This window comes from Paenibacillus sp. SSG-1 (genome assembly GCF_002224835.1).
Classification (GTDB): domain Bacteria; phylum Bacillota; class Bacilli; order Paenibacillales; family Paenibacillaceae; genus Paenibacillus_AQ; species Paenibacillus_AQ favisporus.
The window spans coordinates 2,019,624-2,045,498 of record NZ_MBRK01000001.1 but is presented as its reverse complement, the minus strand read 5'-3'; the positions used below and the strand labels follow the sequence as shown (position 1 = coordinate 2,045,498).

Here is a 25,875-nt window from a genome sequence, read left to right as displayed (position 1 = left end):
CACTCCCTTGTGTTATCAAGTACTTTACGGCTTTAAAATAACCTTGATGCAGTTGTCCGTCTTCGTATCGAACATTTCGTAACCGCGTTTGGCTTCGCTGAGCGGGATGACATGCGTAATGATGTCGGCCACGTCGACTTTGCCGGTCGCCACCAATTCATACATATAAGGCATATAGTGTATGACCGGAGCTTGTCCGGCGCGGATGTTCACATTGCGCTGCATGATGTCCCCTAGCGGGAATCCGTTGTAACGGCCGCCGTACACGCCTGTAATTTGAATCGTTCCGCCCTTGCGAACGGCCTGGGAGGCGATGACCAAGGCGCTCATGGTGCCTCCTTGCAGCTTTAAGCCGCTCGCCAGAAACTCGAGGTCGCTCATTTTCCCGTCCATGCCCACCGCGTCAATGACCACGTCGGCTCCGCCCTTGGTGATTTCCTTCAGGTATGCACCAACATTGTCTTGCTGCTCGAAATTGACGGTCTCAACATGATTGTTCTTTTTGGCATGCTGCAGCCTGTAATCCACATAGTCGACGGCGATGACCCGCTTCGCCCCTTTGAGCCAGCAGAATTTTTGCGCCAGCAGTCCAACCGGTCCGCAGCCTAGCACGACTACGGTATCCCCCTGCTTGACACCGGCGTTGTCTACGCTCCAAAAGGCGGTGGGCATCACATCGGCGATTAGAGCAAGGCTCTCATCCGGCCGCTCGCTGTTTTCCGGAATTTTGAAGTGCGTGAAATTGGCGAATGGAACCCGCAAATACTCGGCTTGCCCGCCCGGATAACCGCCGGTCGTTCCCGAATAGCCGAAATACGCACCCATGTCCCCGTTGTCGTTCGAATTGTCGCACTGGCTCTCCAGATGATTTTTACAGTAAAAGCATTCGCCGCAGGCAATATTAAACGGGATAATGACCCGGTCGCCTTTCTTCAGCTTGGTGACTTCGGGCCCGACTTCCTCCACAATCCCCATCGGTTCATGACCGATGACGTAATCCTCCTGCAGATTGGGAATCATGCCGTGGATCAGATGCAGGTCGGAGCCGCAAATAGCGGTGCTGGTCAGCTTGACGATCATGTCATCCGGCTTTTGGATTTTCGGATCGGGGACGTCCTTGACGACGACGTTTTTAACCCCTTGGTACGTAACGGCTTTCATCATGCTCGGCCTTCCTCCATATGCTCATCGGGCGTCCGGTCGAACATCCCTTTGCGCGAAGTATCTGCGGGGAACAGGTTCATCCCGGCAATCATGGCTGTGTTTTTGGCCGACAGCTGGTCCAGCTGGTACTGCTCGTGCAGCTCATACGGGTGAAACCATTTCTTACGGATCATCAGCTCGGTGATTTCCTGATGGAGGGCAATCCCCTGCTTCAGCTGCTTTTTCAGCAGTTCCCTCGCTTCTGTGGATACGGTTTCGGTCAGGGCAACCGCGGTATTACGAACCCCTTCCTTCGCACGCATCAAAAAGTCCATAGCAAAAGTCATATCCGCCATCTCCGGCATGTTGAGCGAATTGATCGGATCCAAATCATCGTTGTTCATCAGAGTATCACCTTCAATTTAGGATGGGGGCAGGCTTGCTTTCCGGGACAGGAGCCTGAAAAGGAGCTCGTTCATAAACCGCCTTCAGCTCGTTGATGGCCTGCGTGGACTGTTCAACGTCCTTTTGCATCAGCACTTTCAGTTCTTTGTCAAAAACCATCCCCTGCATCAGCTTCGATTTAGCGACACAGAGCGTTTTAAAATTCAGCACTTCATGAAGATCGATCGATTCATGGGGTGCCAGCGGAAAATCCTTCATGTTTGACCTGTACCTCCTTTATTTAACGATGTCTGCAAGGATAGGTTATCCTCCTGTGTATAGCTTGATTCAGTTTTCCGCGGCACTCCCGGGATCATAAAATTTGCCTGCCGGGTTGCTCCTCACAAAAAAGAAGCCTCTATTAGAGGCTTCCACAGTTAATCGGTTAATGGAATGTTTTATTAACATATTTCAAGGCGCACTTCAGATGGTGATCCACGATACCCTGGGCAAGCTGCCGGTCGGGAAAGCCGCGGTGAAGCAGTTTTAAACCGCCTCCGATTAAAGAGATATGGTGGTGCAGGCGGTAGAAGGCCATCCGGTCGGGATCCAGATGGTCCTGACGGAAATACCGGTAATGCTCCCCGAACCGAAACTCGAGAAAGCTGTGCTCATGCTCAATGTCGAAATAGGTTACACCCTCAATATCGATCAGATACGGCTCCAGATTCGCATTCACCAGAATGTGGTCCGGTCCAAGCTCGCCATGAATCAGTCCGTAAGATGTCCTTGGACGAATTCGCGATGAACATTCCTGAAGGACGGACATGAGCCCCTCTTGAGCAGCCGCAATCTCAGGCAAATAAGAGGCTGCATACGTGATCTGCCTGAGGGCATTGTCCACCAGCTCCTGCTGGCAGGACTTCCGCGGAGGCTTGGTTTGGCCGGGCCGCCCGTGCACATCTCTCGCGCTATCGTGCAATTTGGCTACCATCTCCCCGATCTGCCGAAACAATCGCTGCTGCTCCGCCGTATCCGGGTATGCAAAATAGTCTTCCGCTTTGCCGCCCCCAATTCGTTCGACAAGCGCATAATCAAACGCATACTCCCTGCGCTCCAGATTAAGGTTATACAGCTCGGGTGTGGGAATGCCCAATTGGGTTAATACGCGGTTGTTCTCGCCAAACAAGTCGGCTCCATAGGAGCGCATATCATGATCCGAATGTTCGATTTCTTCCCGAAAGTAATTCATGGATAAATCCCAAACGTACAGCATACAGGAAAAACCGTTCAGAAAATCGAGCTGATAGACGACCTTCTGTGCCCCTCCGTTCAGCCGCGTAATCTGCGAGATCGCGTAACCCGATCCGAATACCTGCTTGGTATAATGCGTTAAATCCGCCTCGGAAAGATGACATGCATTTTCCATATTGTTTCCCCGTTTCTATGATTGGATTGCCGGCATCACCAACTATACCCCAGTCCCCTGCTGAAAATATAGACTGTTTCTTTCGGTTCTGTTATGATGTTGAATAAGGTCTGGTTAAAAATGGTCGTACGTAAAAAGAGCTGTCCCGGTAGGTCAATGAACCTTGGGAACAGCTCTTTTTTGCAGCACGGGCTTATCGGACTACCGTGCCGAATGTAATTTTCATGCTCGGCGCATGGGCGAACGCAATCGACGGCGTATTGACTTGGGATAACAGGTCCTCGGCGATATAGAGCCGTTCTGCTTCCTCCTTGGTTAGCCCCCGCTCAATCAGCGCTTGAATAAAGTCTTCCTCCTGACCCGGGCATTCAAACTGCAGGTTGCTGAACAAAGCCCTCGTCTCCTCGGAATCCTGGGCTGGGTCGTAATAGTTCACCTTATCGCTGATTCTGCTCTCGATTCGGCGCAGCCCCAGCTGTGAAAAGTAAACCGGAAGCTTCATGCCGATGTTGGCGTCCTTCCCGGTCCGCAGAGCATCCTGTTCATGCAGCTTCTGAAGCAGGCCAAGCGGCATGACTTCCGTAGATAAAACATCATCAAAATAATAGCTCGACATGGAAGCACAGCCGTGAGGCTCGTAACAAATGACCGTTCCTCCGTCCTTCACACTTTCGGTCATCTTGGCCAGCAGCTGCAGGGGATCGGATCTATGCATAAGCACTGCGTGCGATACGGCGACATCAAAGGCGCTGCCCAGGTCAGCATCTGTCAGCTCCGCCCGAATGAACTCGGCCTTCCAGGGCAGGTGAGCGTACAGCTCTTTGGCCGCCCCAATCTGTCTTGCTCCCGGATCGATCCCCGTATAGGTTGAGCCTTCCGGCAGGTGCGGAAGCATCATCAAGCCCAGCTGCCCGTAACCGCAGCCGAAATCGACGATCCGAACCGGAGTTTCCCATTTCCAAACCGATTTGACCAAAAACGCGATGTAGTCGTCATTATAATAAAGACTCATTCTCCGGCGCAAATACCCCATCTTCTCATCCCAATCATAAGACTCCACTGCTTCACACTCCCCGATTGTTCTGGTCATCTATACTGATACACAGTCAACAATAGTGGATATCCCGGTAAAAGTATAGCTTTAAAGTGGAGCCTGTGGGATATTTTTATGTTGCTTTGTCCGAATGAGCATCGGTTGACGGTCGGTAGCCTTAACAAGCGCTGTAAAGACGCAAAGCCCGGCAGCTCAGGATTTATCCTGAAGCTCCCGGGCTTTGCATTGTTCATGCTCTTTGAATCGTTCACGAAAGATTCAATGCGAGCACCGGCACGCCGACGCCCAGTACCCACAAGAGCGGAATCGAATTCACGATGACCGCCGCTCTCTTCCTCTTCTTGTAGAACGCCCAGGCCATAATGGCACAGGCAATGGTGACGAGCGGGTAAACGCCGATCACGGACACCAAGGCGATGGCCGCTCCGCTGATTCCACTGTCAAACCCCATGAACGAAATTCCCCAAATCAGCAGCCACGGAACAAAACATAACACATAGATGATCTGGCTGATGACAAAATACGTCCGCATGACACTCCCCCTGGTTTGCGTTCGTGCCGGATCCTTCCGGCATCCCTCCACACCGAATTCATCCGGCGGGCTATGAGGTCATTTATACCATAAAATCTGTTTTCTCCATAGGAGAAAAAAAATCATGATCATTTCCAAGGCGACACGGAAATTCGACATTGTTTTCATAGCCTATCCGATATAATGGCAGTAGATAAGGGCTTACTGAAATTTTACTTTTTTCCCTAGGAGCATAAACATGATCGTAAAACAGACAAGACACGTCTTGATTCCTTCCTTAACTACATTTATCATGTTATCTTCCATTCTGTTGGGCAAAGCCGACAGCATCTTTCTGCTATTTCTCTCCGGAGCGATGCTGACAGGGGTCATGATTTTTTTCGCCGAGTCCAGCAGCCGTTCCTTGTTTCTTCAATCCGTAAGCCTCGCCTTCTTCCATTGGAGTTCCCAGCTCAATTGGACGCAAATCATTTACTTTATATTAATTATTATGGAAACCCGAAATACGAGAAACTTGAAGTATACGCTGTCGCTGGCATTTGCTTATTCCATGTTGTATACCGTCATCCGGCTAAGCTATCTCCCCTGGGACCGTTACAATCTATTGGTTTCGGTCTACGATCTGGTTAGTCTCGTATTAATCGTCCTTGGAATGCGTTATCTCGTCACAACCGAGATTGAAAGAAAACGGCTTTTGAGGCGAAACCAGTTTCTCGCATCGCATGATCCGCTGACCGGTTTTTTGAACTACGACGGTTATGTCAGTGCCGTCAACGAATTGGTTGAAAAGAAAAAATCGCCGTTTGTGCTGATCCTGCTGGATTTTCAGGACTTTAAAAGCCTGAACAAGGAAAGCATCCGCGGCGGCAACGAAATTTTGACGAGAATATCGCTCATCATCCGGACTTACTTCCCGAGCGCCTTCGCCATTTCCCGTTATGCCGGGGACCGGTTCGCCATGGTGATCCCGGATACCGATGGATCGCTTGGACAAGCCCAGGATATTCTTGAATCGGGCAAGCTCGGCTACGAGGTGACTTACAGCACGGCCCGGTTTCCACGGGAAAGCACAACCTCGCATGATATTATCATGCTGGCCGAAGACCGGCTGTTTCAGAAAAAGAGGATGCTGTGGCTGAAGCGGGAGGAAGAAATGTTCCGAAGCGAAAAGCTGAAAATTGTCGGCGAGCTTGCTGCGGGCATGGCTCATGAAATCCGGAATCCGCTCACAACGCTGAAGGGCTTCATCCATCTGTCCAAATCACAGTCGTACAATATCGGGCCATGGGTCGATATCATCACCAACGAGATCACGCGTATGAACGAGCTGACGGCGGAGTTTCTGCAGTTTTCCAAGCCCCATCTTGGCAACATCCGGCCCGAGCCCATCTCGCATTGTGTGGAAAGAGCGAGAAATTTAACCGAATCGCAGGTGACTTCCAGAGGGCACAGCATCAGCATGGAGAATGTCAGCGATTCCGTCATGGTTGAAATGGAGCGGGATAAAATCGTACAAGTGCTGATAAATCTGGTGCGCAATGCCATCGAGGCAATGGAACAGCCGGGTCATATCCATATTCAGGTGCAGCAAACGAATTCGGTGGTAACTATTGACGTGTCCGATACGGGAAAGGGGATCCCCGAAGACCTGCTCCCTAAAATCTTCGATCCGTTCTATACGACCAAGGAAGAAGGAACCGGCCTCGGCCTATCCATCTGCCATAAAATCATCCAGGACCACAACGGCACGCTCACAGTCAAAAGCATGGAATCCGAAGGATCCGTCTTCACGATTACGTTGCCGGTATTGACCGAAGGAGCTTAATCGTCGATCCCTGACATCGAAACGATTCTAAAGGTCCGATCATTATGATGATTCGATGATACAAAAGCCGCCGGGCACAGCTGCCCGGCGGCTTTATTCATTCGTGCTGGCGTGAACCCGCTCCGCTAACCTTTGACCGAGCCGATCATGACGCCTTTTTCGAAGTACTTCTGTATAAACGGATACACGATAAGAATCGGCAGTGTGGATACGATGATCACCGCATATTTGACCTGGTCCGCATACTGCTGCGCATACCCTCCGGCAGCTCCGCCGGAGCCTGCTCCGGATGAAAACACCTGGTTGGACAGCAGGATGTCCCGCAGCACGATTTGCAGCGGCTGGAGCGAATTGCTCTGGATATAGATGAGTCCGGTAAAAAAATCGTTCCAATGGGCGACTAAATAATACAGGGCGATGACAGACACAACCGCCTTGGAGAGCGGAAGCGCGATTTTTACGAAAAAAGTGAAGTGACTGCAGCCGTCCATCGAAGCTGCTTCATGCAGCTCTTTCGGAATGGAGTGCTCAAAGAACGACCGTGCGATAATTAAATTGTACACATTGACGGAAAACGGGATGATAAACACCCACATCGAATTGGTCAAATGCAGCTGCTTCATCAGCAGGTAGGTTGGAATCAGGCCGCCGTTAAAGAACAAGGTCACCACGAAGGCAAACATGATAAAGCGGCGGGCGCGGAACTCTTTCCGCGACAAGACATAGGCGGCCGGCAGCGTAAACAGCAAGTTTACCGCCGTACCCAGCACCGTGTAAATGATCGTGTTTTTGTATCCCGTCCAAATGCGGGCATCCTTGAAGATTTCCTGATAGCCAAAAAAGCTGATATGTTTGGGATACAGCGTCACCTGGCCTGTCGACACCAGCGATTGATCGCTGACGGATGCAATCACAACGAAGTACAGCGGATAGGCCACGATCAGAAAAATCAGCACGCACAGGGCGGTTACCATGACTTGAAACAGAACATCTCCCGCACTCCTGCGATTACGATGTGTAAGTATCAATACTCCATGCTCCTTTCGGGATCGCCGTCTCTACCACAGACTGATGTCCGAGCACCGCTTGGCGATCATATTCATGACAAACAGGAAGATAAAGTTGATGACGGTATTAAACAGTCCGATGGCGGCCGAATAGCTGAACTGGCTGCTGATAATACCGATTTTGTACACGTAGGTGGCAATGACTTCGGAAACCGGCAAGTTGAGCGGGTTTTGCATCAGAAATACTTTCTCGAAGCCCGTTCCCAGGACGCTGCCCATGCTGAGCACGAATAAAATAATGATCGTCGGCACCAGGGCGGGGATGTCGACATACCGGATCGTCTGCCAGCGGCTTGCTCCGTCCATCTTTGCGGAGTCGTACAGCTGCGGATCCACGGTGGACAAAGCGGCCAAATAAATAATGCTGTTCCATCCGCCATGCTGCCAAATTTCCGATAGTACATATACGGGAACGAACGTCTTGGTCGACCCCAGCAGGTTGACATCCCCAAGGCCAAGCCACTGCAGCAGGTGCCCGATGATTCCCGAGTTCGGCGAGAGCAGCACGCTCAGCAGTCCAACCATGACGACGGTCGAGATGAAATGCGGCAAATACACGGTCGTCTGGAGCGTTTTCTTCGCCCGCTTCATCCTCACCTGATTGATGAGCAGGGCCAGAATAATCGGCGCGGGAAAGCTGAGCACAATCGTCGCCACGCTGATGACCACCGTATTTTTCATCAGATCCACGAACATATAATTTTCAAAGAACTGCCGGAAGTAGAACAATCCCCTCCACTCTCCGCCGGTCAGCCCCTTAGTGAAGTTATAATCGCGGAAAGCCAACTGAATGCCGTACATCGGGATATAGTTGAAAATAAAAATAACGACAACGGCGGGCAAAATCATGATCCACAGCTGATAGTCCCGCCTGAACGTATTCAGAACGGTTTGTTTGCGTGCTTTGGACAAAGCAGCGGCCTGCTTTAATTTGGGGCCGGATCGCGATATCATGACCAGATTACCTCCTTGCAGTGCTTGCATGCTAGATTATCCGGCCCGGATGCAGGGAGTCTGCACCGGACCGGGGATCGCGTTTCACAGCTTGCTTTTATAGTCGTCATAGTATTTCTGCATAATTTCGATATTTTTCAGGAGCCCTGTCTTTTTGCAATTTTCCACATAGGCATCCCACTCCTTATCCACTCCGCCTTTGGTGATCCACTGCGACCATTTGGCCAAGGCCATCGGCACAAGCGCCGTGTTGGCGAGAGCCATCGTGCTGTTGTCCACCGCGCTGTATTTAATAAACAGGTTCGGGAAAACATCGTTGTCCTTATCGATGGAGTCCAGCACCTTCTGCAGCGGCTCCGTTTGCTTGCCGACCGACTGCATGTCTGTGCCCAATGTCAGCTTCAGCGAGTCGGCGATATACATCGGTCCGTTATCGGCCCAGGTGGAGGTCCATTTCCAGGTTCCCGGATCCATGGCCTGATCCTGCGGCGGCAGTACGGCAAACGATCCGTCCCCGTTATCCTTGATGTTCGTACCAAGCGAACCGAAGAGCACCTGCATGCTGACCTCGGGGTTGTACAATTCGTTGATGAACTTCATTGCGGCTTCCTTATGCTTGGAAGCGGCGGACATTTGAACGGTATTGGTACCGTAATTCAGCGTGTTGTAATCGTACGACCACGACTGCTGAACGGTGGAATCGGCTGTAAATTTCAGCGGCGCCATAGGCGTATACTGCGGACTAACCTCGTTGCCGAAACGGTCGGTGACCTCCCAGCCCCACGTAAAGCCAACGGTAGCCGTATTTCCTTTGCCCCTCGCCACGGATTGGTACTTAGTGTAGTCCTGGGTGAATACTTCGGGATTTATCAGACCGGCGCTGAAGCATTTGTTCAAAAATTTGACCAACTCTTTGTAACGGTCGTCGATGAAGAAGTTTTTAACTTGGCCATCCTCTACAAAATATCCGCTGCCGCTGCCGTCGGACAACGTAATCCCCTCGCTGCCCAGCAGCACGGTCGGCATAAAATAACCGAATGCGACGGTTCCCGTCGGGGCAAAGTCCATCGGGATCTCATCGTTCGGATCTCCGTTTCCGTTGGCATCCTTGTCCTTAAACGCCTTCAGCACGTTGAACAGCTCATCCCATGTCGTGGGCATTTGGAGCCCCAGCCGGTCCAGCCACTCCTTGTTGATAAACTGCCGGGTCGCCGTATCGGGCCAGAACCGCTGATATTTGGGCAGTCCGTATATTTTGCCGTCCTGCTGCGTGGCAATGATTTTCGTTTCGGGTTTGGCGTCGAACATCGCCTTGACATTCGGAGCATATTGATCGATCATTCCGGACATGTCCTGGAATAACCCCGGAAACTGGGCGAAATCCGAATCGGTAATGGAGTTCACGCCAACGATCAAATCGGGAATATCCCCGCTGGCCAGCATGGCTCCCTTCTTCTGATCCCAGTCGGCGGACACTTCCTGCCATTCGATATCCACCCCTGCCCTCTCCTCCGCATCCTGAAGCCATTTCATGTTTTCGAACTTTTGCGTGAGCGGATGCTTTGTCATGATCGCTTTCAGCTTTACTTTGCCCCCTTGCGCGGTTGGTTCCTCCGGCTCGTTGCCGCCGCTGCTGCAGCCCGCCAGCAATGACGTTCCGAGTGTAAGCGCGAGCACGGATGCGAGTATTTTTTTCATCCTTCATCCTCCCCTTGGGTTTTATGAATCCGTTTACACAAGCTTATACTCAATCCGGAGGGGGCAAAATAGTTCAACGATCGAATTTGTGTCAAAAGGTTTGCACTTGCTGATGGTGCCTTTTGATGCGGTGTGATAATTTTAGGTTCTACCGACCCTTCAATGGGTGGAAAAAGGTTAGAAATGGTGGTGAAACTTTAGATGAATGCCCATCAGCTCCGCATCGAGCGTCCGGTCCATATGGAGCTTACCGGCAAGTTCGTTGCTCCCTCTGCGGAATGGATTCATTTAAGCCGTTACTTGATGGATTACGAGCTCATTGTCATGACACATGGAACGCTGTACATTTCCGGAGACGATGAGACCTACGAGGTCTCCCAGGGAGAGTATCTGCTGCTTCCCCCGTTCACGCGCCAGAAAGGAGCCAAGCCGTCGGATTGCAGCTTTTATTGGCTGCACTTTTCGTCTTCGCAGAACCTTCCCCAGCTGGACCTCTCCCGCTATACCCATGTTCACGAGAATGGGCGGATCGTCATTCCCCAATACGGCACCCTGCGCAATCCCGAGAAAATCGTCGTCATGATGAAGCAGCTCCAGGATTCGGTGCGCGGCTACAATGAACAGACCTTAAATGATTACATGTCTACCGTCATCCTTTGCGAGCTCTACAACCAGCTGTTCTTCGAAAAGAACAACCCCGGCAAATCGTTTAAGCAAACCCAGCTGTACAACGATATTCTCGACTACATCAAATGGAGCCGCCACGAGAATATCAAGGTCTCCCAAATCGCCTCGCACTTCGGCTACAACGAGAAGTACCTGTCCCATCTGTTTACAACCGTCTCAGGTATTTCGCTGAAACAGTACATTTTGCAGCAAAAAATGGAGCTGGCCAAATATCTGCTGACCGATACGAACCAGAACGTAAGTGAGATTTCCAGTCAGCTCGGCTACAGCGACCCCCATCACTTCATGAAATCCTTCAAAAAAATCGTGGGGTTGACCCCGACAGAATTCCGCAATGCATACTCGAAGCGGCTGCTATTTTATGAATGATTCTTCGCCGATCATTTTCCAACATTTAGCACTTTGGGGTACAATAAAATATATGAGGAGGAATGATGATGAAACGGATGCCTTTCACACGACCCACCGAGCATTACGATGAACGCCTGCTCCCCATCGACAGACAAATCTGCCAGCTGCTGCAGCAGCGCAAAGAGATTTCGGAAGGGAATCCGGGCTACCCGCCTTTCGTGTACATTGATCAATGGGCGGCTGAAACGGGTCTTTATGAGGATTTTCTAAAAATGATCTTTGGTGCCATCCGATCCGACGAGTATTTCAAACCGATCGTCGAACCTGCCGGTTTTATCAAGCATGTTCCGGTATTAGTATCGCATGAGCATGATGGGTACTTTTTCACGCTGACTTCGGTTCGGCAATACGCCAATGCCAGCGTCGTGACGCTGTATGTGGACTGGGATGTGACGATCCCGGAACGAAATTCGACCGAAATATCCAACTTCGTGTTGGATATGGGAGAGCCCTATGAATGCCGGATGGACACGGGAGGAAGCTGCTCCGGCAACGCAACTTATAATTACGTGGTATCCCCGTCACTGCCGGACAAGCTCTCCGGTCTCGAATTCGTGTTCAGGGAGGAAATCGGATCCCCCTTCGGCGGCGAGCCGACCGGAAAGGAAGTTCGATTCCGCATAGAGGAATAATCAGTCTGGTAAATGACAGGTTGTCAAATTAAGTGCGACAACTCGTCCACGAATGCTTTGCCCAATCCGTCGCAGTATGAAAATCAGGCAGAGAGCCTATATAGACTCCTCTGCCTGATTTGATACATGGGCTTATTAGGAATTGCTTAAATGACAACCCATCCCTTCTGATTCAAGGTCAAACTTGAGCCATACCGCCATCTACGAACAATTCGATGCCGTTCACATAACTGCTTTCCTCCGACGCCAGAAACATCACCGCGCTGGCAATCTCCTCCGTCTTGCCCAAGCGGCTTAGCGGAACGACATTCTTCGCCGAATCAAGAACTTGATTTAGCGCTTCGCCAAAAAGATCATTATACGCTGGCGTGTGGACCGTGCCAGGGCTCACTACATTAAGTCGTATCCCTGTGCCTTTCAAATCCATTATCCAGCTCCTAGCCATCTGACGGAGAGCCGCCTTGGTACCTCCGTAGACACTAAACGCTGCTTCGCCGATCGTACCCGCCGTCGAGCCGGTTAAGATGATGTTTCCTGTCATATTTGGAAACAGCGGCAAAGCCTTTTGGATGGTGAACAAAGTACCCTTTACGTTCACGTTGAAGGTTGTGTCGTACTGCTCTTCCGTAATCTGACCCAAGGGCAGAAAGCTGCCAAGTCCAGCGTTTGCGAATAGAATATCCAGATGTCCTTTCTCCTGCTTTACCGTATCGTACAGTTTGTCTAGGTCCTTCAAATTAGAAATATCACCTTGAACGCCGGTAACCCGGTCACCGATCAATTTTACTGCCGCGTCCAGCTCGCTTTGCCTACGGCCGGTAATGAATACGTAGGCCCCTTCCGAAACGAATCGTTGTGCCGTTGTAAGTCCGATACCGCTTGTTCCTCCGGTAACAACGACTACCTTTCCTTCAAATTTCCCCATATCTATATGCCTCCCATCAACGTCATCACGCATTCGTGATATGACTTCCCCATTCGCCCTTCGGCTGCAACCAGCTGATTCTTCTATCCACAATGAAATCGCCCAGTGTTCGTTCGTAATCCTTACGGTATGGTTTAATAAACTCTTCCGCAAGCCAGCGTTCTCTCGTGCCTTGCCATGTTTCATAAATAATCAAGTCATCCGGCTGATCCAGATCGTCCGAAACAATGGCGCTAATGAATGCCCTCTCGGATGACATCTCCTCAATAAGGGAATACAGCTCCCTGCGGAATTCTTCTTTTTTCCCTGGTTTAACTTTGAATCGAATATTCAATTGGACCCGTTGATTGGACATGCTGACTCCTCCTATAAGCTTCATATTTTGCAGTCATTTCGTTACGGCATTTATCATAACGCTAGATGAATAATTCGACAGTAATGTAGATTACGAAGTTTTTCGGGTCATGAATCAAGCCAGTTCTTTCATCGCTTTTTCGATATGAATCATGACCATTCTGCGGCTGGTCACGATGATACCATCATTGGATAGTTCCTGTAAGGTAAGCGATACCGCTTCTCTTGTGGCACCGATCATATTGGCCAATTCTTGATGAGTCAGGGGAATATCGATTTTTCGGTATCCATTTTCTTCTATGCCGAACTTTTTAGACAATCGGTTGAGAAAGTAAAGCACTTTACCACGCAGATCTCTAAAAACCAATTTTTCCACCAATTCATCCTGATCCCGCAGGCGTTTGCTTATTTCCGATAAAAATCGCAAAGACAATTCAGAATACTTGCGTAAAAGCGGTTCGAATTGTTCAGTCGGAATCGAAAAAACAATCGAGTCTTCCATCGTCTCCACATAAGTTCCTCTATTGCCCAATGAGAACGTTTCAACCTCGCCAAACATGCCGCCTTCGCTTAGGATGCAGACTGTATGTTGTTTGCCGGCCGAATTGGTTTTGTATAAGCGCAGTTTACCGGCGATTACGAAAAATAAGCCATTCCTTTCATCATCGGGCGTCTGAAGAATATAGTTTTTTGGAAGCTTATACGTATTTGATCTGGTTACCAATTGTTCGATTTCACGCATAATTTCTGCCGGAAGCGATTCAAATATCTTGATTTGTGGCAAAAATGAAGTTATGTTTTCCATCGCCTCATCATGTAACATTGTGACCCCTCCTGTCATTGCTGCAAGCGACTACCGCTCCACTCGCCGCGATCATCGTTCCTCATGTAACACCGATAACGGAGTGTTACACTCATCATAAACCACCATAGTTTCCTCTTCTGTAATGCAGATTACTAAAAAAACAAACCACCTTCAAATGAAGGTGGTTGGCTGCTCTAATCCATATCTTTTGACGTTATCGAATGTTCACCTTCAGTCTATGACTTCAAAGCGCTCAGTGCCGCATCCGTCACGTGAATAAATCTTTCGCCACGTGCGATCACATGAATACGCATTTCAGGAAAGTGGTCATATACATAGTCCACGAAATATCCCGGATGCTCAGCATTCCCCGCAAAAATATCATAATGCATCGGGATCGTCATCCCGATCCCGACGGTCTTCGCCAGCTCGGCCGCTTCCCGGTAGTCCATATTGCCGATAATGCCGCGGCTGTTCCGGAATGCGTCGCGGCCATTAATCGGGAGAAGCCCGAGGTCGATCGACTCACCCTGAAGCCGTTCCGTCAATCCTTTATAAATGACTGTATCTCCGGAATGGTATACCGTAACGCCGTTCAGTTTGATCAGGTACCCGACGTAACGATGATAACCCTGCTCATCCGTTTCCAGCTCTTCATGTGCGGCCGCGATGGGGCGTATGATCACTTCATCTCCGTAATCCTTTTCCGTATCGGCGATCACGAAGCGCTCGGGGGCTACGCCCTGCCTCAATATGTCCTCACGGCAAAATGCCGGTGCCATATAGACGGTCTGCGGGTTAGCCTTGGACATGGCCGCAATCGCCTCCAGGTCCATATGGTCCGAATGCTCATGGGTGATCAGGCAGTAATCCGCATTCGTAATATGCTCCGGTCCGATTGGCGCCGGGTAGGTACGATCCAGGTTATGGCTGACATACGGATCGATGTAAATGACCGTCTCCCCTCCCTTAATGATAAAACTGGCTTGTCCAAGCGGCCATACCGCGACCATGCCGTACGGCACGAAGGTTTCCTCGATTTCCTGAATCAGGAGCTGGCCTTGCTTCTGTGGCTGTGACTGGCTCATGCCTTCCTCTCCCTTCCGTTACTTTTCCGGTCATAATTATCATTCCATGGAGAGCCCAAGTAAGCAGCAGATCTCGCTCACCTTATCCAGGTATCTTTTAACCACCCGCTCACACGGGCTAAACGCTTCTGGATCTCTCTCTAAAAAATACCGCTTTCACCGCAAACCGGGGTAAAATCAGCTGTCTTCGCCATCTCGACGGCTGGGAAATCAGCCGGTACAGCCACTCAAGATTTAGACGCTGCCAGGCTGCCGGCGCCCGCTTCACTTTACCGCCGATGATATCCAGACTGCCGCCGACACCGATGGCAATTTTCGCATGCAGCTTGTCCTTATGGCTATGTATCCACTTTTCTGCCCGGGGTGCGCCCAGAGCCACAATCAGAAAGTCCGGCGCGGCATCAGCAATCTCCTGTACGATTCGCGGCTCATCTTCCGGCGTAAAAAAACCGTGATGTCTGCCGCGTATGACGACGCCCGGATACTGCTGGCCAATGTTGATGACGGCCTGCCTGCTCGTTTCCTCATCCGCGCCCAGAAAGTAAAACGACCATCCCTTCCGGTCGCCCTCCTCAAGCAGCTTAAACAGCAGATCGCAGCCGGTTACCCGCTCCGGCAGGCTGCCGCCCCGCACCCGGGAGACCATGACGATGCCGATGCCATCCGCAGTGACCAAACCCGCCTCATTGACGATTTTGCGCAGCTGCGCATCCTTTTGGCAGGACATCACGATCTCCGGATTGCCGGTAACGACGTGAAACAGCCGCTGCTCCTTTTGGTCAATCACGTCTTGAAGAAGCTCTACGCTCTGCTCCATCGTCAATTTCGGGAAAGGGATCCCCATAATAGGCACATGTTGATTCATCTTTCGATCACCTCTTCTGTCTCGGCGTAAACGGAATATACAAGTACTTCTTTGTTCCACTTGACGATTTGTTTTTCCATCGTCATTCCGATCCGTTCGGCCACCCGAGCGGATGGTTGGTTGTTAGCATCGGGAAGCGAAACGATTTTGCGAAGCTTCATTTGCTCAAAACCGTAGTGCTTGCAAGCCGTTGCTGCCTCAGTGGCATAACCGTTCCCCCATACGCGTCTTGCGAACAGGTAGCCGATCTCCATTTCGCGAACCCCTTCCACAATCTGTGGAACGATGCCACACTGTCCCAGAAAATCACCGTTGATCCGGTTCTCTACGATCCATAAGCCGACACCGCATTCATCATAATTTCGCAGGTTCCATTCAATCCATTCCAGCGTTTCTTGGTTGTCTTTGGTGGAGGGATAGTACTTCATGGCGACGGGGTCGGCAAAAATTTGCTGCAGTAAAGGGACATCCTCCCACCCCATTTGTCTCAGGATCAACCGGTCCGTACTCAGCACGACATCCTTCATCCAGGATCATCCCCTTATCTTTTTCACAACGCGTTATATACAACGATGATTTACAACACATTCCGCCTACTCTATACTGCGTGCAATAATGCGGGCCGGAGATGAATCCGCCCGGATGAGTAAAGGAAGTGCCGTTATTTCAAAGGACGTCAAAGATAGCAGCCGGTCGGTGTTGGTCAGGTTTTCGGCAATGAATATCCCATGTCCAAATAAAAATGTATGAACGTCGAACGGGTACTTATCCGGCGACGGCATATCCATACAGACCATCTTCGCCTGCTTGCGTTCCAGCAGCTCGGCAAACGCTTGGGTCAAGACGGGATAGTCCGTAAAGTATTCCGGCTGTCCCCACAGCCTGCCATGGCCCGTATGCAGCACCACGATTTGTCCCATTCCAATCTTCTCTTCGTACATTGGCTTATATTCAACCGACTTTTCGTGTGAGACGTCGAGGATGCACCCGTTTCCAATAAAGCGGTCTAATGAAAATTCGTGTAGATACCGGTTGGAATCCGTCAAATGCATCGGTCCGTCGATATGCGTGCCGGCGTGCATATTGATAGACAGTTGGTGGTTGGTATACGAATTGCTTATCAAATGCCTCGTCTGGGCAAGCACCGTTTCCTGATCCCCCGGGAAAACAGGCAGTCCATCATGGATCAGCCTGGTCAGATCAATCATCATCGGATTCGTCAGCTCCCTATCTCTTGCGTTTGCCTAATTTCTAGGCTTTTAAGGTACCCGATGAAGGGCGGCCAGTGCCTCCTCCCGGTCCTTCTTAAAGAACACATCTTCCCCCTGATTGCATTCGTAGATGAAATCCCGCAGGCTTTTGCTGGAGTAAGCTTCAAAATCACCAACAATGGCAATTTTAAATTGATAGGTCCGATATTTTTGCAGGATTTCCCCTGCCAGCCCGGTTTTCAGCTCAAAAAACGCATCCGGCAAATTCGACTGATTCAGCAGCAGCTTATGGCACGGCCCCGACGGGTCCCACCCAATGCCAGCCATCAGATCCAGAGCCGTCTGGACGTCGGCAATAACGGCATGAGGGTCGTCAAGAATCGCTACCTTCGAGCCGTCCTGTTCAAGTATCGTATAGTTCATACTTTTTGCCCCCTTTCCGCTATATTACCTTGTCTGAGAAGTCTGTTCCAGTCTTTTCCTACGTCTGGTCCGGCTGAACCGCTGCTTGGCGGGCGACGCGGCACACGAGTCGCATCAGTTTGCGGTGGAGCTGCGGAAACAAAGTGAATACGACATCCATGGTGCGGCGCAGCGGCATCGGGCAAACCACAGGCTCGTTCTTGTGAACGCCCTTTATCGCAATCCGGGCGAACTGCTCGGGGCTCATCATTTTCTGTTTCTGCATCTGCTTCAGAACGAGTTCCTGATCCAAATATAGCGCTTCGCCCGTCCGATGGATCGGAGTATCCACGAATGCCGGGCATAGAGCGCTGACATGAACGCCAAACGCTTCCGCTTCATAGTGAAGGGATGTGGTCAGTCCGACCACGGCATGTTTGGTTGCAGCATACGCGGCGGAGGTTGGCGATGGCCCCAGTCCGGTCGCCGACGCGGTATTCGCTATATAGCCGAAGCCCTGCTGCTTCATAACCCGATAGGCTGCCTGAGTTCCATGGATGACGCCCCACAAGTTGACCTGAATGATCCGGTTCCAATGATCAAGTGTCATGTGGTACAGCTCCCCGTAAATGCTGATGCCCGCATTGTTGAACATATAGTCAAGCCGCCCGAACTCCTCATACACACTCTCGATCAGCCCTTCAACCTGATAGGCGTCCGTCACGTTCAGGTGGACGTAACGCCCTCCCCCACCCGCAGCGGTAATTCTTCGGACCGTCTCCTCGCCGCCTGCTCGGTCCACATCGGCTGCCACAACGAAAATACGCTCCCCTGCCAACGCTTCGCAAACGGCCCGGCCAATTCCCGAAGCCCCTCCTGTGACAATAGCCACTTTACTCCATTCTGCCATATCCTTGACTCCTCCTCATCATTTTAACTTTAGAACAATTAGGACGATCGTTCTAATTTACTTAAGCGTAAAACCTCATCGTTTGAGGATTCCGCTTAGAAACAGATCGACGCTTTTTCGGAAAAGACCATGCAGCTGTTCATGTTCCATCGTGTAAATATGCTGGCACAGCGCCCCCAGCAGCGTCCCGAATATAAATGTCGTTCCTTGAAGATCGTCGATCTCAAATTCTCCGGTATCGATCCCGTATTGGAAAATGTCTGAGTATGCCTGCATCGGCGTAACCGCCAGTCCGTACAGCTGCTGGACCGTCTCCGGACTGGTCACCGGATTCGCCGCCAGCTCCTGCCCTACCTTGAGCAGAGGGGTCTGATAATTGTTCATCACGAACGAAGACATCGCATACAATTTATCTCTGGCTGTCTTATAGTTCGGAGATACACCGGCCCACTTCTCGCCCCAAGCCCGCATGCTGTCCAGCGCGAGATAAACGAACAGCTTTTCCTTATTCTCAAAATGATAGTACACATGGCCTTTGCTGAACCCGGAGGCTTTGGATATATCCGAGATCGAGGTTCCGGCGAATCCCTTTTGCGAAAAGAGCTGGGCAGCCTTCTCCGCAATAATCCGCCGCGTTTCTTCACTGTCATAATGTCGTTTCAAAGCGATCTACCTTTCCTTATTTACAGAACGATCGTTCTAAAGTCATCATAAGCGATGAGGCCTGCCGCTGACAAGAAATATTTGGAATGTTCAAAAAGAAGACAAAAAGCACGGCCTAAGCCGTGCTTTTATTCTTAGAAACAAGAACCGCCTCACTCCGCCCCAGGCACACCGTTCGGGTAGACGACAACTTTCAAGCACTCGCTTTTGTGATTTAAGGCCCGCTCCATCGCTTCCTGGGTATCCTGGAGTGAATAACGGTCCGTGACCAGCGTCATCACATCGGCAATGCCGGACTCAAGGAAGCGGATGCCTTTCGGATATGTATTGGCATACCGGAATATTCCGTAAATATCGACCTCGTTATCCGCGATAAAAGGAACATTCAGCGGAATTTCATCCTGTGCCGGCAGTCCGACAACGGCCAGCTTACCGCCCCGGCGCAGCGAGCCCAGTGCCGTTTGCAGCGCTTTGGGATTGCCTGCCGTTTCCCAAGCGACATCGACGCCCTTTCCTCCCGTCAACCGCTGAATTTCCTCCAGCGCGTCCTGTTCTGCAACGTTAATCACGTGATCCGCTCCGAGCTTCTTGGCGGCATCCAGACGCAGCGGCTCCAAATCCGTTACGATGATTTCGGCCGCACCATACGCTTTGGCCGCGACGACGGCCATCAGTCCTACCGGCCCCATCCCCATGATCGCAATGGTGGATCCCGGCGTAAGCTTGCTTCTCGCCGCCGCATGGATGCCGACGGAAAACGGCTCGATCAGCGCCGCTTCTTCATAGCTCAGCGAGTCCGGGATCCGGAACACAAAATCCTGCCGAATTTTGATGTACTGGACAAAAGCCCCGTCTACCGGCGGCGTTGCCAGAAACTGCACATCGGGACAGAGGTTATACCGCCCCTCCTTGCAGGCTTCACAGCGGCCGCAGGTTACCCCGGGCTCTACGGCTACGCGGTCTCCCACTTTGAATCCGGTTACATCTGCGCCCACGGCGGCGACATCGCCCGAGCATTCATGGCCTAGAATAATCGGCTTCTCCACAACATACTTGCCGATTCGCCCATGCGTATAATAATGGAGGTCGGATCCGCAGATGCCTACGGCCATCACTTTGATCAACACTTCGTCTGGTGAAATGTCAGGCACCGGCACCGTTTCAATCCGGATTTGGCGCGGGCTGTGCATCACAGCGGCTTGCATCGTTTGGGGAATGCTGGAGTTCATCATCTGTGTATTTCCTTCCCTTCCTGCAATCTATTATTTTCTTATCATTGTATTATAGAACCCCGCTAATATCTATGAAAACTACGTCTGATCAACAGAAAGAATCCGCTCCCTCTTCGGGAGCGGATTCTTTCTGTGCAGCGAGATGCACCACCATGCAGAAGGAACATAAGTCCCTTCACTCACGGCTATGTAATTGGATAACCGGACGGAAACATGGCAGGCAGGGGCATCAACCGCTTAGGATTCAGCAGGACCTTTGGTCCGTTTGAAGAACAATGCCAGAATCAACGCCACGATGGAGAAGCCAAATCCGATGACAAACGCGTTATGCACGCCGGCTACCATCGCTTCGGCCATTTGCCCAGGCGCGGTTGGATCCGAAGAGCCCTTCAGGAAGCTGGCTTGGCCGTTGGACATGACGCTGATAAAGAAGGCCACACCAATCGCACCCGCCACCTGCTGGAGCGTATTCAAGATCGCCGTACCGTGCGGATAATACCGGGCTGGAAGCTGGTTCATGCCGTTCGTCTGCGCCGGCATCATGATCATAGAGATGGAAATCATCATGCAGATATGCAGAATGAGCAGCGTGACTTTGCTCGTTTCGACCGATACCTGCGTAAAGAACCACATAATGATCACCAGAGCAGCCGTGCCCGGAATGATCAGCGCCCGCGGACCGAACTTATCGAACAGTTTACCGGTAATCGGTGAGATCAAGCCGTTGAGCAAGCTGCCCGGCAGCATCAGCAGACCGGAAGCAAACACCGTCATCCCGAGTGCGCCCTGAAACAGGAACGGCAGCAGCGACATGGAGGAGAACAGCGTCATCATCATAATGATCAGCATGATCGCCGTCAGGGTAAACGCCGGGAATTTGAAGGACCGGATATCCATTAATGGATCTTTCAGCCGGAGCTGACGAATCACGAACAGCAGCAGGGCAACCGCGCCGACAATAATGGTCCAATACACTTTGGGATGCGACCAGCCCGCTCCACCTTCACCCAGACTGCTGAAGCCATAGACGATTCCGCCGAATCCGATCGTTGACAGAATGATCGACAGAACGTCCACTTTGGGTTTGGTAGGCTGCGAGACATTTTTCAAATACACAAACGCGATGATGATCGAAATGATGGCAAACGGCAGAACCAAGTAGAACAGCCATCTCCATTCAAACGAATCGAGAATCAATCCCGACAACGTCGGTCCGATCGCTGGAGCGAACATAATAACGAGACCGATACTGCCCATGGCGGCTCCGCGTTTTTCCGGCGGATACAGTATCAGGATCGTATTCATCATAACCGGAAGCATCAAACCGCTACCTGCGGCCTGAAGCAAACGGCCGATCAGGAGGAATTCAAAGCCAGGGGCAAAGGCACAGACAAACGTTCCCACCGTGAAAATGATCATGGCTCCCAGGAACATTTGCCTCGTCGTAAACCACTGGACCAGCAGCGCTGATGCGGGAACCAGAACGCCGACGACCAGCATGTAGCCTGTGGCCAGCCATTGCAGCGTAGAGGCCGAGACTTTGAGCTCAACCATCAATTCTGGGAAAGCGATATTGAGCAGCGTCTCATTTAAGATGGAAAAGAACGCCCCCACAATTAATGAGACTAATATAGGCAGCTTCTTGATATGGCTGATATCAGCCGGTGCAGATGCAGCTGCGGCACCTGATGGATTCATATATTCTCCCTCCTGTTTCATGCAATATGTCTATATTTGGCATCAGCGAGCCTATTTTACCACATAACTTCATGAAAATGTTTCTTATAAATTGCTTTTTTTAAATGATTTATTATTTTAGTCATTTAAGTATTATTCCACCGATAGAAGTTACTCATAAGCCAGTACAGAATCGCGGCTGATGATCGTACCTTGATGCTTCCCTTCGCACAATTCTCTCATTGAACCCGGCTTGTCAAAGTTGAATACATGAATAGGCAGATGGTAGTCCCGGGCCAGAATAAAGGCTGATTGATCCATGATTTTCAGATCGTGCCGGATGACGTCGTCATAATGCAGCGACTTGAATTTTCTGGCGGAGGGATCCGTCTTCGGATCGGCGCTCAGCACACCGTCCACTCCCTGCTTGGCAACGAGGAGCGCGTCGCAGTTCACCTCGATCGCCCGCTGCACCGAAGGGTAGTCGGTCGTGACGTACGGCTGGCCATTCCCGCCGGCGAAAATGACGATATAGCCTTTCTCCAGATGGTGTATGGCGCGCAGTCGAATATACGGCTCGGCCACCGAAGCGATGGGGAGCGAGGTCATGACCCGGACCTCCTTGTCCGTCTTCGCTTTGAGAACGCCGCGCAGCATCAGGCTGTTGACGACGGTGGCCAGCGTGCCGATATTATCGGCCTCCGCCCTTTCGATGCCCCAGGTTTCCGCCATGTTTCCCCGGAATATGTTGCCGCCGCCAATGACCAGGGAAACCTCCACTCCCATACTTACAACGGATAAAATTTCGTCCGCAATATGCTCCAGCCGGCCCGGATCAAAGCCGAACTGGCTCGTTCCTGCCACCGCTCCGCCGCTTAGCTTAATTAACACTCTTTGGTACGCCGCCATGGATCAAACACTCCTTTCGGTTCCGAAAAAATGACTATCGTGATACGCCCACTTAGATAAATAAGCTTCCTCAGTGTTGATTTGATTTCGAAACATCCAAATTCCTTCAGCCAACACCGCTAATCAGAAGTCCAAAAAGAAAACACTAAAGCCGCTAATGCCTTAGTGTTCAACGCTTCCTACATATGCCGTTTTCTCAATAATGGGATGTATGCACCGCTTGAACACCAGGGATCCTCCTTTGAAATCCGTTTTTTACCAAGCAGATTATATCCTGAAAGGTTCGTCTGAAGCAACTATGGCTGCAGAGAGGGGGTATGGCGGAGTGGACAGACCTACCTTGTGACCAGTGAGCAGTGTATAGGTTGTACGAAAAATGGGTTTGCAGGTCGGAGATAGGTGCGGATTTTTTCGGCTTTCTATTGTGAATTTTTCATATGTTGCAATATGGGTATCAGCGGTTGTTGATTCGCTCTTTTTCCAAAGGTTGGCGTCATCGTTGACGTAAACGTTAACATTATAAGTAGATAGAATGAACTTAAGAAAATTAACGTTAAAGTGACGCATCGCGCCATTATAGGAGGAAGCTCAATGTAAAAACTCCCGAAAAACCGGCCCAAGGCGGTATTTCGGGAGCCTGACGTAAGTATCGCTATAGTTCCTTTTGCTTATGGCAAACCCATTACAATTGAAGCGATATCTGCTTAACGCCCGCGTGTGGCGTTAGAAGTACTCCCTGCCCGGTCACGGAAGAATCGGCGCCTTCGATTTGAGCGATCTGGCTTATGCCGCGCAGAAGCAGCTTCCACGGCTTGGTTCCTTCCGCCTGGACATCGATGCGCTCCCCGTTCCGGGTTACTGTTACCTTCAGATCTTCCTTGCCGTTCGTCCCGTTCACGACGCTTGTCGTTTCCGTCCCGTCCGCAAGTTCAAAGGCGTGAAGGATCACGCCGTCCGCGTAGTCGTAATCCGGGCGCTGGTCATTGTCTCCGACCGGAATGATGCTTCCGGCCCGCGCCAATAGCGGAACCGTAAAGTAGTCGACCTGCCGGCTGATCCACTTGCCTCCCTCTACACTCTCACCGGTTACAAAATCGGTCCAGCGTCCCTCCGGTACATAATACCGTGCCAGTCCCTGGTCGTTCATGACCGGTGCGACGAGAAGCGAATCCCCGAGCATATACTGGCGGTCCAGCACATGGCAGTTCGGATCTCCGGGGAATTCCAGCACCATGGCCCTCATCACGGGCACCCCTGTTGCCGCAGTCTGCACGGCGGAACGGAACAGGTATGGCATCAGCGTGCATTTCAGCTTGGTAAAATAGCGCAGCACATCCACCGCTTCCTCGTCGAAGAGCCAAGGCACCCGATACGACTGGTTCCCGTGCAGCCGGCTGTGCGTGGACAGCATTCCGAAAGCGGTCCAGCGCTTATATAGGTCGGGTGTGGCGGTATTTTCAAAGCCGCTGATATCGTGGCTCCAGAACCCGAAGCCGCTGAGCGACAAGGACAAGCCGCCGCGAAGCGACTCGGCCATCGATACGTATGAGGCGGAGCAGTCGCCGCCCCAATGCACCGGGAACTGCTGGCCGCCGGCCGTGGCGGAACGGGCAAACACCGCCGCTTCATTTTTACCGAGCGTCTCCTCCAGCACCTCAAATACCGTTTGGTTGTACAGGAACGTGTAATAGTTGTGCATTTTCACCGGATCGGAGCCGTCGTAATAAACGACGTTCGTCGGAATCCGCTCGCCGAAGTCGGTTTTGAAGCTGTCGACGCCCATGTCGAGCAGCTCCTTCAGCTTCCCCTGGTACCAGCGGACCGCTTCCGGATTGGTAAAGTCCACGAGCCCCATGCCGGACTGCCACCGGTCCCACTGCCAGACGCTGCCGTCCGGATTTTTCACCAGATAGCCGTTCTCCTTGCCTTCCTTGAACAGGTACGACTTCTGCCCGATGTACGGGTTGATCCAGACGCAGATATGAAGGCCTTTGTCTTTCAGCCGCCGCAGCATCCCCTGCGGGTCCGGGAACACGTCGGGATCCCATTTGAAATCGCACCACTGGAACTCCTTCATCCAGAAGCAGTCAAAATGGAACACATGCAGCGGAATGTCCCGCTCAAGCATGCCGTCTACAAAACTGTTGACCGTGTCCTCGTCATAGCTGGTCGTAAACGAGGTCGTCAGCCACAGGCCGAAAGACCAGGCAGGCGGAAGCGCCGGTTTCCCGGTCAATGCCGTGTAGTTTTGCAGAACCTCTTTCAGATTGGATCCGCCAATGATGTAATACTTCAGTTTTTCGCCGGGAACGCTGAACTGCACCTTCGAGACGTTCTCAGAGCCGACTTCATAAGAAACGCGCTCCGGATGATCCACAAACACGCCGTATCCTTCGCTGGAAACGTAGAACGGGATGTTCTTGTAGGCCTGCTCACTGCTGGTCCCCCCGTCTTCGTTCCATAGATCCACGACCTGACCGTTTTTCACAAAAGGCGTAAACCGTTCGCCAAGCCCATACACATATTCGCCGACCCCCAGGTCGAGCTGTTCCCTCATATATACATCCGCCGATTCGGAGGATTTGATGTAAGCCGGTCCTTTATAGCCGGTGCCGGTGAGGCGGCGTCCGTCATAAGCATACGCGACGTTCCACCCTTCGTCTGGGCGAACGGTAGCGGTCAGCTTGCCGCTGGTGAGTGTAACGGCGCCGCCGCGCTTCTCGACCTGAACTTTCAGGTCCGGCTGCTTGTAGATTTGGAAGGCTGGGCCCTTATCGTCCATGCCGTCATGATGGATGTATTCCACGCAGATGACGCTCTCCATCGGGGAAGAATAGCGGACCGTAAGCAGCGTCGTATTCAGCGTATCGCCTTTGTGGACGATTTTTTTGGTGGATGCATACACCGTCATTTCGTCTTCGCGGGTCTCGATATCCCTTACCTCAACCGGATACAATACCTGCAGCCCCTGCCGCACATGCCAATAGCCGTCTGTAAATTTCATAGTGGATCTCTCTC

The 25,875-nt window shown here is 51.4% G+C and carries 26 protein-coding genes; 3 read left to right on the top strand and 23 right to left on the bottom strand.

All coding sequences use genetic code 11. From position 1 onward, the window contains the following. Window positions 1–24: 24 nt before the first annotated feature. The 6 genes from BCV73_RS09645 to BCV73_RS09620 all read right to left on the bottom strand — a co-directional run bounded on the left by BCV73_RS09645 (window position 25) and on the right by BCV73_RS09620 (window position 4,542). Window positions 25–1,161, bottom strand: coding sequence for a zinc-dependent alcohol dehydrogenase (locus BCV73_RS09645; protein WP_089550180.1), 1,137 nt, complete (start codon window positions 1,159–1,161; stop codon window positions 25–27). After that, window positions 1,161–1,547 carry a spore coat protein gene (locus BCV73_RS09640; RefSeq protein WP_076167055.1) on the bottom strand — a complete coding sequence of 129 codons (387 nt, stop codon included), beginning with the start codon at window positions 1,545–1,547 and terminating at the stop codon, window positions 1,161–1,163. Before BCV73_RS09640 ends, BCV73_RS09645 begins: the two co-directional genes overlap by 1 nt. A gap of 13 nt (window positions 1,548–1,560) precedes the next feature. After that, the gene (locus tag BCV73_RS09635; RefSeq protein ID WP_076167058.1) at window positions 1,561–1,806 is read right to left on the bottom strand and encodes a spore gernimation protein GerQ; all 246 of its coding nucleotides are present in this window, start codon (window positions 1,804–1,806) and stop codon (window positions 1,561–1,563) included. A 166-nt stretch (window positions 1,807–1,972) separates the two neighbouring features. After that, a complete protein-coding gene (locus tag BCV73_RS09630) occupies window positions 1,973–2,956 on the bottom strand; it encodes an aminoglycoside phosphotransferase family protein (RefSeq protein WP_089546921.1) in 984 nt (327 codons plus the stop codon). A 193-nt stretch (window positions 2,957–3,149) separates the two neighbouring features. Next, entirely contained in the window at window positions 3,150–4,046 is an 897-nt protein-coding gene (locus BCV73_RS09625) for a class I SAM-dependent methyltransferase (RefSeq protein ID WP_256992797.1), read from the bottom strand. A 211-nt stretch (window positions 4,047–4,257) separates the two neighbouring features. Beyond that, window positions 4,258–4,542, bottom strand: a complete 285-nt coding sequence (locus BCV73_RS09620; RefSeq protein WP_089546919.1) for a hypothetical protein — start codon at window positions 4,540–4,542, stop codon at window positions 4,258–4,260. 238 nt (window positions 4,543–4,780) lie between these two features. Here BCV73_RS09620 and BCV73_RS09615 point away from each other — a divergent pair, with 238 nt between their 5' ends. Next, window positions 4,781–6,367 (top strand): ATP-binding protein, encoded by a 1,587-nt coding sequence (locus BCV73_RS09615; RefSeq protein ID WP_076167073.1) that lies wholly within the window; start codon window positions 4,781–4,783, stop codon window positions 6,365–6,367. A 125-nt stretch (window positions 6,368–6,492) separates the two neighbouring features. On the opposite strand, the gene BCV73_RS09610 is transcribed toward BCV73_RS09615, so the two are convergent. From BCV73_RS09610 to BCV73_RS09600, 3 genes are all read right to left on the bottom strand, one after another. After that, window positions 6,493–7,341, bottom strand: coding sequence for a carbohydrate ABC transporter permease (locus tag BCV73_RS09610; protein ID WP_084203727.1), 849 nt, complete (start codon window positions 7,339–7,341; stop codon window positions 6,493–6,495). A gap of 84 nt (window positions 7,342–7,425) precedes the next feature. Then, window positions 7,426–8,283 carry an ABC transporter permease gene (locus tag BCV73_RS09605; RefSeq protein ID WP_373319022.1) on the bottom strand — a complete coding sequence of 286 codons (858 nt, stop codon included), beginning with the start codon at window positions 8,281–8,283 and terminating at the stop codon, window positions 7,426–7,428. 189 nt (window positions 8,284–8,472) lie between these two features. Beyond that, a complete protein-coding gene (locus BCV73_RS09600) occupies window positions 8,473–10,086 on the bottom strand; it encodes an extracellular solute-binding protein (RefSeq protein WP_089546917.1) in 1,614 nt (537 codons plus the stop codon). Window positions 10,087–10,287: 201 nt separating this feature from the next. Here BCV73_RS09600 and BCV73_RS09595 point away from each other — a divergent pair, with 201 nt between their 5' ends. After that, window positions 10,288–11,142 carry an AraC family transcriptional regulator gene (locus BCV73_RS09595; RefSeq protein WP_089546916.1) on the top strand — a complete coding sequence of 285 codons (855 nt, stop codon included), beginning with the start codon at window positions 10,288–10,290 and terminating at the stop codon, window positions 11,140–11,142. A 68-nt stretch (window positions 11,143–11,210) separates the two neighbouring features. Beyond that, complete coding sequence (locus tag BCV73_RS09590) at window positions 11,211–11,816, top strand: hypothetical protein (protein ID WP_076167088.1); 606 nt, start codon at window positions 11,211–11,213, stop codon at window positions 11,814–11,816. Window positions 11,817–11,994: 178 nt separating this feature from the next. On the opposite strand, the gene BCV73_RS09585 is transcribed toward BCV73_RS09590, so the two are convergent. The 14 genes from BCV73_RS09585 to yicI form a co-directional block, all read right to left on the bottom strand. Further along, the gene (locus BCV73_RS09585; protein WP_076167091.1) at window positions 11,995–12,741 is read right to left on the bottom strand and encodes an SDR family oxidoreductase; all 747 of its coding nucleotides are present in this window, start codon (window positions 12,739–12,741) and stop codon (window positions 11,995–11,997) included. A 25-nt stretch (window positions 12,742–12,766) separates the two neighbouring features. Further along, complete coding sequence (locus BCV73_RS09580) at window positions 12,767–13,096, bottom strand: antibiotic biosynthesis monooxygenase family protein (RefSeq protein ID WP_076167093.1); 330 nt, start codon at window positions 13,094–13,096, stop codon at window positions 12,767–12,769. A 114-nt stretch (window positions 13,097–13,210) separates the two neighbouring features. Continuing rightward, entirely contained in the window at window positions 13,211–13,918 is a 708-nt protein-coding gene (locus BCV73_RS09575) for a Crp/Fnr family transcriptional regulator (protein WP_076167096.1), read from the bottom strand. Window positions 13,919–14,136: 218 nt separating this feature from the next. Continuing rightward, complete coding sequence (locus tag BCV73_RS09570) at window positions 14,137–14,988, bottom strand: MBL fold metallo-hydrolase (protein WP_089546915.1); 852 nt, start codon at window positions 14,986–14,988, stop codon at window positions 14,137–14,139. A 118-nt stretch (window positions 14,989–15,106) separates the two neighbouring features. After that, window positions 15,107–15,853, bottom strand: a complete 747-nt coding sequence (locus BCV73_RS09565) for a WecB/TagA/CpsF family glycosyltransferase (RefSeq protein WP_089546914.1) — start codon at window positions 15,851–15,853, stop codon at window positions 15,107–15,109. Beyond that, on the bottom strand, window positions 15,850–16,380 hold the full coding sequence (locus BCV73_RS09560; protein WP_089546913.1) for a GNAT family N-acetyltransferase: 531 nt from the start codon (window positions 16,378–16,380) through the stop codon (window positions 15,850–15,852). The genes BCV73_RS09565 and BCV73_RS09560 overlap by 4 nt, the downstream gene beginning before the upstream one ends. A 66-nt stretch (window positions 16,381–16,446) precedes the next feature. After that, on the bottom strand, window positions 16,447–17,064 hold the full coding sequence (locus BCV73_RS09555) for a cyclase family protein (protein ID WP_089546912.1): 618 nt from the start codon (window positions 17,062–17,064) through the stop codon (window positions 16,447–16,449). Between the two features lie 48 nt (window positions 17,065–17,112). Then, a complete protein-coding gene (locus tag BCV73_RS09550; RefSeq protein ID WP_089546911.1) occupies window positions 17,113–17,487 on the bottom strand; it encodes a DUF4180 domain-containing protein in 375 nt (124 codons plus the stop codon). A 58-nt stretch (window positions 17,488–17,545) separates the two neighbouring features. Further along, complete coding sequence (locus tag BCV73_RS09545; RefSeq protein WP_089546910.1) at window positions 17,546–18,376, bottom strand: SDR family NAD(P)-dependent oxidoreductase; 831 nt, start codon at window positions 18,374–18,376, stop codon at window positions 17,546–17,548. Between the two features lie 75 nt (window positions 18,377–18,451). Further along, complete coding sequence (locus tag BCV73_RS09540) at window positions 18,452–19,039, bottom strand: TetR/AcrR family transcriptional regulator (RefSeq protein ID WP_089546909.1); 588 nt, start codon at window positions 19,037–19,039, stop codon at window positions 18,452–18,454. Window positions 19,040–19,191: 152 nt separating this feature from the next. Beyond that, window positions 19,192–20,268, bottom strand: a complete 1,077-nt coding sequence (locus tag BCV73_RS09535) for an NAD(P)-dependent alcohol dehydrogenase (RefSeq protein WP_089550179.1) — start codon at window positions 20,266–20,268, stop codon at window positions 19,192–19,194. 240 nt (window positions 20,269–20,508) lie between these two features. Then, complete coding sequence (locus BCV73_RS09530; protein WP_076167114.1) at window positions 20,509–21,969, bottom strand: MDR family MFS transporter; 1,461 nt, start codon at window positions 21,967–21,969, stop codon at window positions 20,509–20,511. Window positions 21,970–22,119: 150 nt separating this feature from the next. After that, window positions 22,120–22,857 carry a UMP kinase gene (gene pyrH / locus BCV73_RS09525; RefSeq protein WP_076167116.1) on the bottom strand — a complete coding sequence of 246 codons (738 nt, stop codon included), beginning with the start codon at window positions 22,855–22,857 and terminating at the stop codon, window positions 22,120–22,122. A 682-nt stretch (window positions 22,858–23,539) separates the two neighbouring features. Beyond that, window positions 23,540–25,861, bottom strand: coding sequence for an alpha-xylosidase (yicI, locus tag BCV73_RS09520; RefSeq protein ID WP_089546908.1), 2,322 nt, complete (start codon window positions 25,859–25,861; stop codon window positions 23,540–23,542). Window positions 25,862–25,875: the final 14 nt, after the last annotated feature.